We start from the raw sequence: 15226 nt of genomic DNA, 5'->3' as shown, positions 1-15226 counted from the left end.
TGTTTTCCGTGGGTTTAGTGGTAATTTTGGTGTTGTAGAATTATGATTCGTACTAAGATTTATTTTCTATTTTAGGTCTTCAATTTCAAAGTATGAATGACTTTTTTCGTTTGCCTTTTTTCTTTGATGAAGACAAATTAGTTAAGGATTTGGAAAAGTGCCTTTCGCTCAATTGGACTGATCATTTTAATCAAAGGGATTATAATGGCGATTGGAAAAGCATTTCCTTAAGATCAATTAGTGGAAATATAACGGATGCTAATGCACATCCGGGTGCTGAGTATAAAGACACAGCGTTGCTACAGCAGTGTTCCTACTTTGCAGAAGTGATCGAATCCATCAATTGTGAAAAAGAAGCAATACGATTATTATCATTAACTCCCGGAAGTATTATAAAAACCCATGTTGATCAGGAGTTGGGTTATTCGGATGGCTATTTTCGACTTCATATTCCTATTCAAACAAATCCGGATGTTGACTTTATTGTAAATAGTAATGATTTGAGAATGAAGCCCGGAGAATGTTGGTATGCAAATTTTAGCTTGCCACATAGTGTAGCCAACAGGGGGACAATTAACCGGATACATTTAGTGATTGACTGTAAACGGAATAATTGGTCTGATGAGGTTTTTGCGGAAAGCGGTTATTGCTTCGATTTAGAAAAGCAAATGCAATCAAAAAAACAGGATCCGGAAACGATGGCAAAAATGATAACGGAACTGGAACGTATGGATACTGATACAGCCAGGCAATTAATCGATCAATTACGTAGTTCTGCAGTTTAAATGAGTGTTATTTCTAAGTGCCCGATAGCGGATTGGATACCGTATAAGCTAAGGTTTGAGCAACAAGAATGGATGTTTGAATGGCTTTATCTTGAAAATAAAAGATTTATTGAGCCTTTTTTTGATGAGACAGTAGGTAAGTGTAAAAGTCTTGCAAATAACTCCAAATATATAAGAACGGTTAGCGATTATGAGAGCTTGATTTGGCAGGGAGAAACAGTGGATGCCATTCATCCGACGGCAATAATCTTTCATGTTTCCCGATGCGGTTCTACTTTATTATCTCAATTATTGGGATTAAATGAAAACTGGATATCGCTGGCAGAAGTACCTCTGTTTGATGAAATACTTCGATCCCCATTTAAACAATCGCATATTACTGCCCCAGAAGTAAAAAAAGCATTAAAAGCGAATATTGCATTAGTTGGAAAACGTCGTTTTAATGAAGAATGCCTGTTTGTAAAAACGGATAGCTGGCATATCTTTTTTTACGAGATGTATCGATCCCTCTATCCGGATGTTCCATTTATTTTACTTTACCGGAAACCTGATGAAGTAATCAGATCGCATCAAAAACTTCGTGGAATGCAAGCGGTACCAGGCATTATTGAACCCGAACTTTTTGGGTTTAAGCGGGATGATGTTATAACGGCAGATTTAGACGCTTATTTAGTAAAGGTTTTGATTAAATATCAGCAAAAATACCTTGAAATAGCTGCAGCAGATCCGCGTGTTCAGCTTGTTAATTATGATGAGGGTCCGGTAACTCTGGTACAAAAAATAGCCAAAGCTACTCAATTAACCCTTGAAGATGATTTTCTGCAAAAGGTTACCGAGCGCAGTGGTTTCCATTCCAAATTTCCAGATAAGCCATTTGCTGAAAAGCAAGAAACCGAGTTATCTATATCTGGATTACCTGATGCTATGGAACTTTACCATAAGCTTGAACAACTGAGAAATCATTGAACAGGCAACTTTAGTTAATTTCTAATTACTAACAGCTAATTAACCTGTTACAACTTCAATTAATCTCTAATAGCTTACGGTTAATCACTAACGGCTAACTCAACTATTTCCATTCAGTTTTTATTTCAGCATCAATAGGTGCGTAGTTAATGTACTGTACCATACGTGGTAAGTTAGCCGTATTTGGGCTGCTTCCATGTGGGAGAGCCTGGTGCCAAACGATAAAATCACCTGCATTGGCTGCAATTGGTACAGATCCTAATGCATGTAGATTCAGAAATCTTGGATCAACTCCCGCTGGTAAGCTATTGATCCATGCTTCAATCTTATTTTGAAAGCCAGGGACCAATGTAAAAGCTCCCTGATTTGCTTGGGTGTCCGACAAGTATAATAAGCCTTGTAGTCCAAATGGAATAGGTAGCTCAAGACTTACATCCCAATGCATTTTTGGTCCTGGAAACTTCCAGTATTCGCATTCAGGCGGGTTAAAGCTTACTCTGTCAGTACTTACAAAAAGATCACTTCGGTTCCACAGCTGTTCATAAACAGACCTGATTTTTTGGGAATTTCGATTTTTCTCCAAAGCGGGATGCTGAAAGAGTTGAACCATAATTCCTTGTTTGGCCGGATGATCATAATACCAACTTGAAGGATTAGTTAAATCAACCTGAATAAATTCACAAATTGCACTTATCACTGCATCGCAGTCTTCTTTAGCAATGGCATTACGAATAATCAGATAACCATTTTCCCTCCAGAAAGCAAGATCTGCTTCGGTTAATAAATAATCCGTTAAAATGTTTGATGTTTCAAGCGTGTTATCTTTTGAGATAGAAGCATTAAATTGCTCAATCTTAGCACTCGATAACTGGTTATTATTTAGTGCCAAAATCCAATCCTCAAATTTTTCAAAGCTTGGGTTATGGTGGTATAGATAAATAATCGTTTGCTCAATTCCTACGCTCAAAATATTTAACAAAGAGCTATCTAATTGCCATTCGTCAAGAAAAGCATCTTGTGCAATAGTTCCTTCACGTTTTTTTATGGTTTTGCTCCAGAAACGTTTTAAGTGATAGGCAGGTATTTTTCCTGTTTCTAAGGTATCTGCAATAAGTTCTTTCATTGATTATTATAATGACAGCTCCTTTGAAAGAGGAACATTTGGGTAATTAAACAAATTTAGTTCTTTAAGAATATAGCTGGTTAATCGTGATGCAGATTCCTCTTTAGGTTCGGAATCAGTTGTTATTACCAGATCCGGTTTTGTGGGTGTGTCGTATTGTTGACTAATGCCTGTGAAATTTTCAATTCTTTCCGGATTACCTTGTGGTAGTAACGCCTTACGATATAAGCCTTTTGTGTCTCTTTCAATCAATAATGCTAATGGACAATTAATCCAAACGATTTTGGCTCCATAGTTGGTGGTTAACTCCTGCCTGCTACTTTCAAAAGGAGAAATAGCAGAAATAATACTTACAATCCCTTGTTTGGCAAACGTATAAGCAACGTTCCCTAATCTTCTTATATTTTCTTTACGGTCTTCTTCTGAAAACCCTAAATCTTTGCACAAGGTTTCCCGGTAAGTATCACCATCAATAATTTCAGTTTTTATACCTAACGAGGTGAGTTGAGCTTTTGTTAAAGTGGCAATAGTAGTTTTGCCTGATCCCGAAAGTCCGGTAAGCTGAATAATTATCATACAGCAACTTTTAAGGTCTGAGCCATGATTTCATTATCGGAAACATAGGAAGAGAAAGATCTTTATTAGAAGTCGGATCATTCGTCATGCCACACCATTGTAAAGTTGAAACACCAACAAATTGTTTCTTTTGGAAGTTATCCACTAAATTGGCACCTGAATCTTTATAACCAAATTCATGGAAAACAATATGAGGATCAATTTTTAAATGGATGCAGGCAGCATACGACCAGGCAATTGCCATCAATTCACCTCCACGATGCAAATCACAATCATTAAGAGTTCCATCTAAAGTAGGTCTGATCTCGGGAGGCATTACAGCAATATGTCCGGCTTCATGTAAAATGTCACCCGGATAAAGAAGTTGCTCCTGATCAATAACCACACTTCCCTTTTGAATAGTAACCCCGGGTACAATTGTAGGCTCCGTTATTGACTTAAATGAAACACCAATGCCAATTTCCTTTAGAAAATCGACAAATAAAGTGGTGATATCTTTATGCATTCAAATACGAACTGCTATGCCTGTACAATCGATTCAACAGAAGCTTTAGGAGCAGATAAGAATTTCCTGAAATCCACAGCCCTTACTTCTTTCTGATCATTATGCTTAAAGGTCATTTTTCCTAACATAGAACCATTAGATAATCCCTGGCGTAAAATAACTTGTTCCTTAAGTTTATTTCTTAATACATAAGGATTTAGTTGTGCATTTTCACCATGTCCACCGATGATGATATCTATATTTTCAGAGGCAGCAGCGAAATCTTTATTATTGAATCCCATTGAATTCATACCCAAATGAGAAAGGCAGATTACAATATCGCATTGCTTCTCATTTTTTAATAAGGTAGCCACTTTTGTTGCGCTGGTATACGGATTGTTAAAATGAATACTGTTATTAGTTAACTCAGCCCCAACTCCGGTTACACCAATCTTCATTCTCCCTGACTTAAAAATTACATACGGGTTAACTTTTGATGTAAGTGAAGAATTATTAAATGAATAGTTGCAGTTAACTAAATTGAAATTCATAAAAGAAATCAAATCAGATAGATATTCCTCTCCGTTTTCAAGTTCCTTATTACCTAATGTAGCAATATGGTATCCGGTATTATTCATAGTACCGATCATTTTTTTATCTGCACTTAAATCACCAGTTCCACTCAAAAAGTCACCTGCATCTAACATCAAACCCGAATCTTCATTCTGAGATAATTTCCCCTTAATAAAAGATAAGCCATTTTTTGAACTTAATTGATTTCCTAACTCTCCATGTAAATCATTCGTATGGTAGATAGTTAATGTATCGTGGATATTCTCCAATTCGTTAGCTCGTTTCGTAATCTGAGCAACAGTTTTCAATGGATTGCTGAGGAAAAATGTACCCGATAATAGAGCGCTATTTAGAAGAAATTTTCTGCGATTATTAGTCATTTTAATTAAGTTATATTCATTTTTATGATGTAAAAGTATAATTTTTTTTGTTTTTAAAGATTTAGTTACTAATTGTTTATAAATAATGACTTTTATTATTTTTTATTAATAAAATTTTACTAGTCTAACTATCTGATTATCTGACAGTAATTAAATAGGTACTAATTGTATATAAAATTTCCCATGTGGAATTTTTTGCCTACTAAAAAATAAGTTTTAATATTGTATTGAATTACAATGAATTACTCTCTCTCTTGTGAAAACTATATCGCCTTTCACATTTTTTTAAAACAGAAATAAAATGTTGTGAAGTGATCATATTCTACTTAGGCTATTAATAATAAATCTATTTAAACTATAATAAATTATATGGAACCTTTTGTCGGACAGATTCAACTTTTTGGATTTCCTTGGGCACCACGTGGATGGGCACTTTGTAATGGACAACTTTTAGCTATTTCTTCAAACACTGCACTTTTCTCTTTATTAGGAACTACGTATGGAGGAAACGGCCAAACAACTTTTGCATTACCGAACTTGCAAGGTAGGGTGGCAATAGGTCAAGGTCAAGGCCCGGGTTTGTCTAATCATTACATAGGTGAAATAGGTGGAGAAGAGCATCACACTTTAATTATAACAGAAATGCCAGCACATAATCATGTGGCTACTTCTGTTCTTAATGTTAATGCAGGAGATGCTAATGTACATACACCAGTTGCCGGTAATTCTATTGGTGGGGTTATGGATATTAACGGCGATCCTTCTAATGGCTTTGTAGCTACAAATCCAACTATTCAACTAAATAATGGCTCAGTAGTTAGTACGATAGGAATAGCAGGTGGAAGTCAACCACATAATAATATGCAGCCTTATTTGGCAATGAACTACTGTATTGCACTTGAAGGAGTCTATCCTTCTAGAAATTAACAACCTGGTTTTTGTCCTAACATTTATTATGAAAAAAAACAGTCTATTTTCTATAGTCTTTAGCACAGTGTTCTTTCTATGTGCAATTTGTTTTGCCTTAGAAAGTAATGCACAAATAACATCAGGGGATATAGCCATTGTAGGTGTAAACTCTGATGGAACTAATGATGAGATAGCTATTGTTACTTTGGCCAGCATTACTGCTGGTCAAACTGTTTATATAACAGACAAAGGGTGGCTAGAAGCAGGTGGTTTTAATCAGAGTAACACAGTAGCTGAAGGTTTAATTACCTGGGGCATAACAACAACTGTTCCTGCGGGTACATTGATTAAAATAACCATTGCAGCAGGCGGAGCAGTCACTGGTGGATTAAGTTCCTATGGAACAGTAACCCCTTCCGGATGGTCTGGTGCCCCTATTGCAAGTGGAGGTGATAATTGGTTTATATATTCCGGATCAGAAGCATCTCCTTCTTTTATATACGGATTTGCCAACTGGTCAACCGGAACAAATGGCGTTTGGCTTAATACTGCCGGAGCAACTGTTTCAGCTACAACCTCTTATTTGCCAGCCTCGTTAACAAGCGGAACAACGGCTCTTGCTTTAACAGGCGTATCATTGCATGCTGATAACATGGTATATACTGGTACGTTGTCTGGTACAAAAGCCCAGCTGTTAAGTGCCATTAGTAATACAGCAAATTGGTCTGGAGATGAAGCAGCTGTAAAAGACCTTAACCCTAATGGAACAGAGTTTCCAGGTAATAATCCGGTCTTTACTGTAACAGCGCCACCACTGGTAGCTACTACCTCACAAACAGATATTTTGTGTAATGGAGCAACCACGGGATCTGCCGGTGTAGTTGCATCCGGAGGTACTCCTCCTTATGCCTATTCGTGGTCTCCTAGCGGAGGATCTGGAGCAACTGCTTCAAATCTTGCAGCAGGAAGTTATACAGTAACAATCACTGATGCTGCTTCAGTATCTATAACTAAAAACTTTACAATCAACCAACCAACAGCTTTAGTTGCTTCTGCAGGAACAATAAACAATGTTTCTTGTAATGGAGGAGCAAATGGAACAGCAACAGTTAATGTAACGGGAGGAACTCCTGGTTATACTTATAGTTGGGCCCCAAGCGGAGGAACTGCTGCAACTGCATCAGGTTTACCTGCAGGGAGTTACACCGTAACGGTTAGAGATGCGAATAACTGTAGTACAACTCAAAGTTTCTTTATTACTGAACCTTCTGCTTTAACAGCATCAGCATCAAAAACAGATGTAAGTTGTTTTGGAGGAGCTAACGGAACAGCTACAGTTTTGGCATCAGGCGGAACTCCCCCATACACTTATTCATGGAGTCCTAGTGGCGGTTCAAATGCTACAGCAACAGGTCTGGCAGCCGGAACGTATACCGTAACAATAAGAGATTCCAAACTTTGCCAGATAACAAGAACCGTTACTGTAAATCAGCCTTTATCGGCATTGGATGGCACCATTACACGAACAGATGTGAGCTGTAATGGAGGAACTAACGGAACTGCTACGGTAGTGGCTTCAGGAGGAACTGGACCATATACTTATTCATGGGCTCCAAGTGGAGGTACTGCAGCAACTGCATCAGGACTTGCTACGGGAACTTATACAGTAACAGTAACGGATAATAATTCTTGCCAGATTACAAGATCTATTGCTGTAAATCAGCCTTTATCACCTTTAGTAGCCACGGCTGCTTCACAAACAAATGTAAGTTGTAACGGTGGGGCAAACGGTACTGCAACAGTTAGCGTAACAGGAGGAACTGCTGGATATACCTACTCATGGGCACCAAGCGGAGGAACTGCTGCAACAGCAACAGGACTAGCAGCCGGAACATATACGGTTACAGTTACCGATGCAAACGCATGTACTGATACTCAAAGCTTTACTATTGTAGAGCCAGTAACAGCATTAAGTGCAACCGCTGTCTCACAAACCAATATTGCTTGTAATGGAGGAGCAACCGGAAGCGCAACAGTTAGCGCTACGGGGGGAACAGGAACTTATACGTATTCATGGGCACCAAGCGGAGGTACTGCTGCAACAGCAACAGGTCTTACTGCCGGAACGTATACCGTAACGGTAACCGATGCGAATGGATGTACTGATACCCAAAGTTTCACAATTACAGAACCAGCTGCTTTAGTAGCAGCACCTGTCGCACAAACAAACATTGCTTGTAATGGAGATGCAACAGGAAGCGCAACAGTTGGTGTAACAGGCGGAACAGGAACTTATACTTACTCATGGGCACCAAGTGGAGGCACTGCAGCAACAGCAACAGGTCTCACGGCTGGAACCTATACGGTAACAATAACGGATGCTAACAGTTGTACTACAACACAAAGCTTCACTATTACCGAACCAACTTCATTGGTAGCTTCAGTCGGATCAAAAACGGATGTAAGCTGTAACGGCGGAGCAAACGGAACGGCAACAGTGAGTGTAACAGGAGGAACTTCAGGTTACACTTATTCATGGGCTCCAAGCGGAGGTACTGCTGCAACCGCAACAGGTCTTACGGCTGGAACCTATACGGTAACGGTAACCGATGCGAACAGTTGTACAACCACTCAAAGCTTCACGATAACAGAACCAACCTTACTCGTAGCTTCAGCCGGAGCACAAACGAATGTAAGCTGTAATGGCGGAACAAACGGAAGTGCAACGGTTAATGTAACAGGAGGAACTTCAAGTTATACTTATAGTTGGGCACCAAGCGGAGGCACAGGAGCAACCGCAACAGGACTTTCAGCGGGAACGTATACCGTAACGGTAACCGATGCAAACGGATGTACTGATACCCAAAGCTTTACTATTACCGAGCCTGCAGCTTTAGTAGCAACACCTTTAGCACAAACTAACATTGCTTGTAATGGTTCTGCCACCGGAAGCGCAACAGTTAGTGCTACCGGAGGAACCGGAAGCTATACTTATTCATGGGCACCAAGTGGAGGCACTGCTGCAACAGCAACAGGTCTTACTACCGGAACTTATACCGTAACGGTAACCGATGCAAACGGATGTACCGATACACAAAGCTTCACCATTACTCAGCCTTCAGCTTTAATCGCTTCAGCTGGCACACAAATGAACGTAAGCTGTAACGGCGGGGCAAACGGAACTGCAAAAGTTAACGTAACGGGAGGAACTCCTGGCTATACCTATAGTTGGGCACCAAGTGGAGGTACTGGAGCAACCGCATCAGGCCTTGCTGCGGGAACCTATACAGTAACGGTAACCGATGCAAACGGATGTACAGCTACCCAAAGCTTTACCATTACTGAACCTGCTTCGTTGGTAGCTTCAGTAGGAGCGCAAACGAATGTAAGCTGTAATGGCGGAGCAAACGGAAGCGCAACAGTTAATGTAACCGGTGGTACTGGAGCATATACCTATTCATGGGCTCCAAGCGGAGGTACTGGTGCAACAGCATCAGGTCTCGCAACCGGAACCTATACGGTAACAGTAACCGATGGTAACGCTTGTACAACAACTCAAAGCTTCACAATTACCGAACCTGCTTCATTAGTAGCTTCAGCGGGAGCACAAACGAATGTAAGCTGTAATGGCGGAACAAACGGAACTGCAACAGTTAATGTAACCGGAGGAACTTCTGGCTATACTTATAGTTGGGCACCAAGCGGAGGCACTGCTGCAACCGCAAGCGGTCTTGCAGCCGGAACGTATACAGTAACGGTAACGGATGCGAACAGTTGTACTACAACTCAAAGTTTCACCATTACTGAGCCTTCTGTTTTAAATGCAACGCCTGTAGCACAAACAAATATTGCTTGTAATGGAGGAGCAACCGGAAGTGCAACAGTTAGTGCTACGGGAGGTACAGGAACATATACCTATTCATGGGCACCAAGTGGAGGCACTGCTGCAACCGCAACAGGTCTTACTGCCGGAACATATACCGTAACGGTAACCGATGCAAACGGATGTACCGATACACAAAGCTTCACCATTACGCAGCCTTCAGCTTTAATCGCTTCAGCTGGTACACAAACGAATGTAAGCTGTCATGCAGGGGCAAACGGAACTGCAAAAGTTAACGTAACAGGAGGAACACCTGGTTATACTTATAGTTGGGCACCAAGCGGAGGTACTGCTGCAACTGCATTAGGCCTTGCTGCGGGAACCTATACGGTAACAGTAACCGATGCAAATGGATGTACTACAACACAAAGCTTTACCATTACCGAACCAGCTTCGTTGGTAGCTTCAGTAGGAGCGCAAACAAATGTGAGCTGTAACGGCGGAGCAAACGGAAGCGCAACAGTTAATGTAACCGGGGGTACTGGAGCATATACCTATTCATGGGCTCCAAGCGGAGGCACTGCTGCAACAGCAACAGGTCTTGCAGCCGGAACTTATACGGTAACAGTAACCGATGCGAACACTTGTACAACCACTCAAAGCTTCACTATTACCGAACCTGCTTCATTAGTAGCTTCAGCGGGAGCACAAACGAATGTATCTTGTAACGGTGGAACAAACGGAACTGCAACAGTTGCTGTAACCGGAGGAACTGCTGGATATACTTATTCATGGGCACCAAGCGGAGGCACTGCAGCAACAGCAAGCGGTCTTGCAGCTGGAACGTATACAGTAACGGTAACGGATGCGAACAGTTGTACAACAACTCAAAGCTTCACCATTACTGAGCCAGCGGTATTAAATGCAACAGCTAGTGCACAAACCAATATTGCTTGTAATGGTTCTGCAACCGGATCGGCTACAGTTGCCGTAACAGGAGGAACCGGAACCTATACTTATTCATGGGCACCAAGTGGAGGCACTGCTGCAACAGCAACAGGTCTTACTGCCGGAACTTATACCGTAACGGTAACCGATGCAAACGGATGTACCGATACACAAAGCTTCACCATTACTCAGCCTTCTGCGTTAGTGGCTACGGCAAATTCTCAAACGAATGTAAGCTGTAACGGCGGAGCAAACGGAACGGCAACGGTTAGTGTAACGGGAGGAACTCCTGGCTATAACTATAGTTGGGCACCAAGCGGAGGTACTGCTGCAACTGCATCAGGTCTTGCTGCGGGAACCTATACAGTAACGGTAACCGATGCAAACAGTTGTACAACAACTCAAAGCTTCACCATTACCGAACCAGCTTCATTGGTAGCTTCTGTCGGAGCACAAACAAATGTGAGCTGTAACGGTGGGTCAAACGGAAGCGCAACAGTTAATGTAACCGGAGGTACTGGAGCATATACTTATTCATGGGCTCCAAGCGGAGGAACAGCTGCAACCGCATCCGGACTTGCAGCCGGAACTTATACAGTAACAGTAACCGATGCGAACAGTTGTACAACCACTCAAAGCTTCACCATTACCGAACCAACTTTATTAGTTGCTTCAGCAGGATCACAAACCAATGTATCTTGTAACGGTGGAAGCAATGGTTCTGCAACCGTAAACGTAACAGGAGGTACCGGAACTTATACTTATGCATGGGCACCAAGCGGAGGCACTGCAGCAACAGCAAGCGGTCTTGCAGCTGGAACGTATACAGTAACGGTAACGGATGCGAACAGTTGTACAACAACTCAAAGCTTCACCATTACTGAGCCAGCGGTATTAAATGCAACAGCTAGTGCACAAACCAATATTGCTTGTAATGGTTCTGCAACCGGATCGGCTACAGTTGCCGTAACAGGAGGAACCGGAACCTATACTTATTCATGGGCACCAAGTGGAGGCACTGCTGCAACAGCAACAGGTCTTACTGCCGGAACTTATACCGTAACGGTAACCGATGCAAACGGATGTACCGATACACAAAGCTTCACCATTACTCAGCCTTCTGCGTTAGTGGCTACGGCAAATTCTCAAACGAATGTAAGCTGTAACGGCGGAGCAAACGGAACGGCAACGGTGAGTGTAACGGGAGGAACTCCTGGCTATAACTATAGTTGGGCACCAAGCGGAGGTACTGCTGCAACTGCATCAGGTCTTGCTGCGGGAACCTATACAGTAACGGTAACCGATGCAAACAGTTGTACAACAACTCAAAGCTTCACCATTACCGAACCAGCTTCATTGGTAGCTTCTGTCGGAGCACAAACAAATGTGAGCTGTAACGGTGGGTCAAACGGAAGCGCAACAGTTAATGTAACCGGAGGTACTGGAGCATATACTTATTCATGGGCTCCAAGCGGAGGAACAGCTGCAACCGCATCCGGACTTGCAGCCGGAACTTATACAGTAACAGTAACCGATGCGAACAGTTGTACAACCACTCAAAGCTTCACCATTACCGAACCAACTTTATTAGTTGCTTCAGCAGGATCACAAACCAATGTATCTTGTAACGGTGGAAGCAATGGTTCTGCAACCGTAAACGTAACAGGAGGTACCGGAACTTATACTTATGCATGGGCTCCAAGTGGAGGAACTGCTGCAACCGCATCAGGTCTTGCCGCTGGAACCTATACCATAACGGTAACAGACGCGAATGGTTGTACAGCAACCCAGAGCTTTACAATTACCGAACCAGCTGCTTTAGTGGCTATTGCCGGATCGCAGACAAATGTGAGTTGTAATGGTGGTTCAAATGGAAGCGCAACGGTTAATGTAACCGGAGGTACCGGAATTTATACGTATGCATGGGCGCCAAGCGGAGGTACTGCTGCAACAGCAACAGGTCTTACTGCCGGAACTTATACGGTAACGGTAACTGATGCTAATGGTTGTTTTACAACCCAAAGCTTCATGATTACTGAGCCAACTATATTAGCTGCAAGTACGTCACAAAATAATGTTAGTTCAGCAGGTGGTAATGATGGTTCTGCAACGGTTAATGTAACAGGTGGTACAGGAACCTATACCTATTCATGGGCACCAAGCGGTGGAACTGGCGCAACTGCATCAGGTCTTGCTGCCGGAGCTTATACGGTAACAGTAACCGATGCTAATGGATGTATTCATACTGAAACATTCAGTATTATCGAGCCAGCAACATTAAGCGGATTTGCTACTTTAACCAAAAACTACGGAGATGTTGACTTTGCACTAAATGCACCAACATCTAATAGTACAGGGGCATTTTCATATGCAAGTAGTGATGCCACAATCGCATCGATAACTGGTAGTACCGTTACTATTCATAAACCGGGTGTGGTTACGATAACAGCTGCACAGGCTGCTGATGCAAATCATCTTGCAGCATCTACAACAGCTACGTTAACGATTAACCGTAAGGATATTACAGTATCGTTAAATGCAGCTCCTGTAATCACAAAACAATATAATGGTGATGCTCAAGCTAGTCTTGTAGTTACAAATTATCAGTTAAATGGTTTAGTAGGAGCAGATGATGTAACTGTTACCGGAACAGCTCAGTATGATAATAAAAATACAGGGGCTGGCAAAACTATAACTGTAAATGGTTTTGTTCTTTCAGGTTTGCAAAAAGACTATTATACCTTAACCACTACCAGTGCAACTACTACTGGTGAAATCACTGCAAAACCTATTACTGCGACTGCAGGAATAATCAGTAAAGTGTACGATGGAACTGATTTAGCGGTAGTTAACTTTAATGGCTTCACCGCAGCAAATGGTTTAGTCGGAACGGATGATGTTCAGGTACAGTATGCTTCTGCTAGGTATAATTCAAAGGATGTAGGTGTTGCTAAGCCTGTTACAATTAATGGTTTAGTTTTATCTGGAGCTGATAATAACAATTATGTTCTTAATACATTCACTGTTTCCGGAGATATTACAGCCAAAGCAATTACAGTAACTGCAACAGCCGGACAAACAAAAGAGTATGGCTCAGCTGATCCTGTTTTAGCTTATAGCATTACTACAGGTGGCCCGTTAGCTGCCGGAGATTCATTTACAGGAGCTTTAGCTAGAACTTCGGGTGAAAATGTTGCAACTTATGCAATTAACCAGGGAAGCTTAAGTGCAGGCGCTAACTATGCTATTAGTTATGTTGGTGATAATTTTGCCATCACTCCTAAACAGTTGACAATTACTGCTGATAATAAAGAAATGTTTGAAGGTGATGCAGTTCCTGCTTTAACTGTTAGTTATAATGGCTTTGCAAACGGTGATGATAATAATAGCCTAACAGCACAACCTGCTGTTTCGACCACAGCAACGTCAGCAAGCTTGACGGGTGATTACACTATTACAGCTAATGGAGCAGTATCAACCAACTATACCATTACTTATGTGGGTGGTACGATGAAGGTAAAAGCTGCGGCACCAACGGATATTATATTAGCGACTGCTACTCTTTATGAGAACAGACCTGCAGGATCATCTGCCGGTTCATTGAGCAGTACATCAGGAAATCCTGCTGCAACGTATACTTATTCGTTAGTACCGGGTTCTGGCGATACCGATAATGCATTATTTGTTATTAATGGTAATGCGATCAATACAGTAGGAAGCTTTGATTTTGAACAAAAATCAACATTTAATATTCGTGTTCGATCAACCACGCAAAGTAATATTTGGTTAGAGAAAACTTTCGTAATCACGATTAACGATGTGAACGAAAAACCTACAATTGATCCGCTAAGTGATAAAGAACTTTGTCATACTACCGGTGAAGAACAAATTGCGGTTACTGGAATTAGTGCCGGACCTGAATCTGGTCAAACTTATACCTTAAGTATCCAGTCTGATAGAAACATCTTTGACAAGCTTGTAATTGTTAAGGGTAGTAACGGAAAAGCCACTATTCGCTATGTGTTGGCTCCAAACGCTGTTGGTGATGCAATTGTTAAAGTAAGCGTAAAAGACAATGGAGGTGTAGCTAATGGGGGAGTTGATCTTGCTGAACAATCATTTAAGCTAACGGTAAATGCATTACCAATCTTTACGGTTAAGAGCAATGTGTCCTCATTGAAAATATCCAAAGGAGACATAGTTGAACTTTCTGCGGTAGGTAATGCAACTACTTACGAGTGGGCAAACGTGGACGGAATTATAGGTAGTAAAAATGATCCGATGGTACAGGTTCGCCCTATGCAAACAACAACTTATTCAGTGAAGGGATATAATGCTAAGGGATGTGTTGTTGAGCAATCGATAACAATTGAGGTGGTTGAAGATTTCAAACTTAATGCTACCAATGTTATTACTCCTAATGGCGATGGATACAATGATAAATGGCTAGTTAGAAACATTGAAAGCTATCCTAACAACCTTGTCAAAATATTTGACAAAGCAGGACGAATGATCTATACTAAATCAGGGTATTTAAATGAGTGGGATGGAACCATTAATGGGGAACCTCTACATGAAGACACCTATTATTATATCATTGATTTAGGTAATGGTTCAAAATTGTATAAAGGTTATATCACCATTGTTCGCGACTAACGG

At 41.3% G+C, this 15226-nt stretch carries 8 protein-coding genes; 4 read left to right on the top strand and 4 right to left on the bottom strand.

Features of this window, described 5'->3' with window-relative positions; genetic code table 11:
• The first annotated feature begins 92 nt into the window (after positions 1–92).
• Together SOLCA_RS13070 and SOLCA_RS13065 are read left to right on the top strand one after the other, a co-directional pair.
• A complete protein-coding gene (locus SOLCA_RS13070) occupies positions 93–785 on the top strand; it encodes an aspartyl/asparaginyl beta-hydroxylase domain-containing protein (protein ID WP_014680932.1) in 693 nt (230 codons plus the stop codon).
• On the top strand, positions 786–1751 hold the full coding sequence (locus SOLCA_RS13065; protein WP_014680931.1) for a sulfotransferase family protein: 966 nt from the start codon (positions 786–788) through the stop codon (positions 1749–1751).
• Positions 1752–1854: 103 nt separating this feature from the next.
• Here the strand turns inward: SOLCA_RS13065 and SOLCA_RS13060 are convergent, their stop codons facing one another.
• From SOLCA_RS13060 to SOLCA_RS13045, 4 genes are read right to left on the bottom strand one after another with little or no spacing between them, the layout of a single operon-like run.
• Positions 1855–2874, bottom strand: coding sequence for a phytanoyl-CoA dioxygenase family protein (locus tag SOLCA_RS13060; protein WP_014680930.1), 1020 nt, complete (start codon positions 2872–2874; stop codon positions 1855–1857).
• Positions 2875–2880: 6 nt separating this feature from the next.
• Positions 2881–3450: an adenylyl-sulfate kinase gene (gene cysC / locus SOLCA_RS13055; protein WP_014680929.1), complete on the bottom strand. Its 570-nt coding sequence runs from the start codon at positions 3448–3450 to the stop codon at positions 2881–2883.
• A 10-nt stretch (positions 3451–3460) separates the two neighbouring features.
• Complete coding sequence (locus tag SOLCA_RS13050; RefSeq protein WP_014680928.1) at positions 3461–3955, bottom strand: hypothetical protein; 495 nt, start codon at positions 3953–3955, stop codon at positions 3461–3463.
• 14 nt (positions 3956–3969) lie between these two features.
• Positions 3970–4887, bottom strand: a complete 918-nt coding sequence (locus SOLCA_RS13045; RefSeq protein ID WP_014680927.1) for a metallophosphoesterase — start codon at positions 4885–4887, stop codon at positions 3970–3972.
• Positions 4888–5256: 369 nt separating this feature from the next.
• On the opposite strand from SOLCA_RS13045, the gene SOLCA_RS13040 reads away from it, so the two are divergent.
• Positions 5257–5814 (top strand): phage tail protein, encoded by a 558-nt coding sequence (locus SOLCA_RS13040; RefSeq protein WP_014680926.1) that lies wholly within the window; start codon positions 5257–5259, stop codon positions 5812–5814.
• A 28-nt stretch (positions 5815–5842) separates the two neighbouring features.
• On the top strand, positions 5843–15223 hold the full coding sequence (locus tag SOLCA_RS13035) for an MBG domain-containing protein (RefSeq protein WP_014680925.1): 9381 nt from the start codon (positions 5843–5845) through the stop codon (positions 15221–15223).
• Positions 15224–15226: the final 3 nt, after the last annotated feature.

It is taken from the genome of Solitalea canadensis DSM 3403 (assembly GCF_000242635.2).
GTDB classification, from domain to species: domain Bacteria; phylum Bacteroidota; class Bacteroidia; order Sphingobacteriales; family Sphingobacteriaceae; genus Solitalea; species Solitalea canadensis.
The sequence above is the reverse complement of the archived record's forward strand: the minus strand, read 5'-3'. Positions and strand labels throughout refer to the sequence as shown.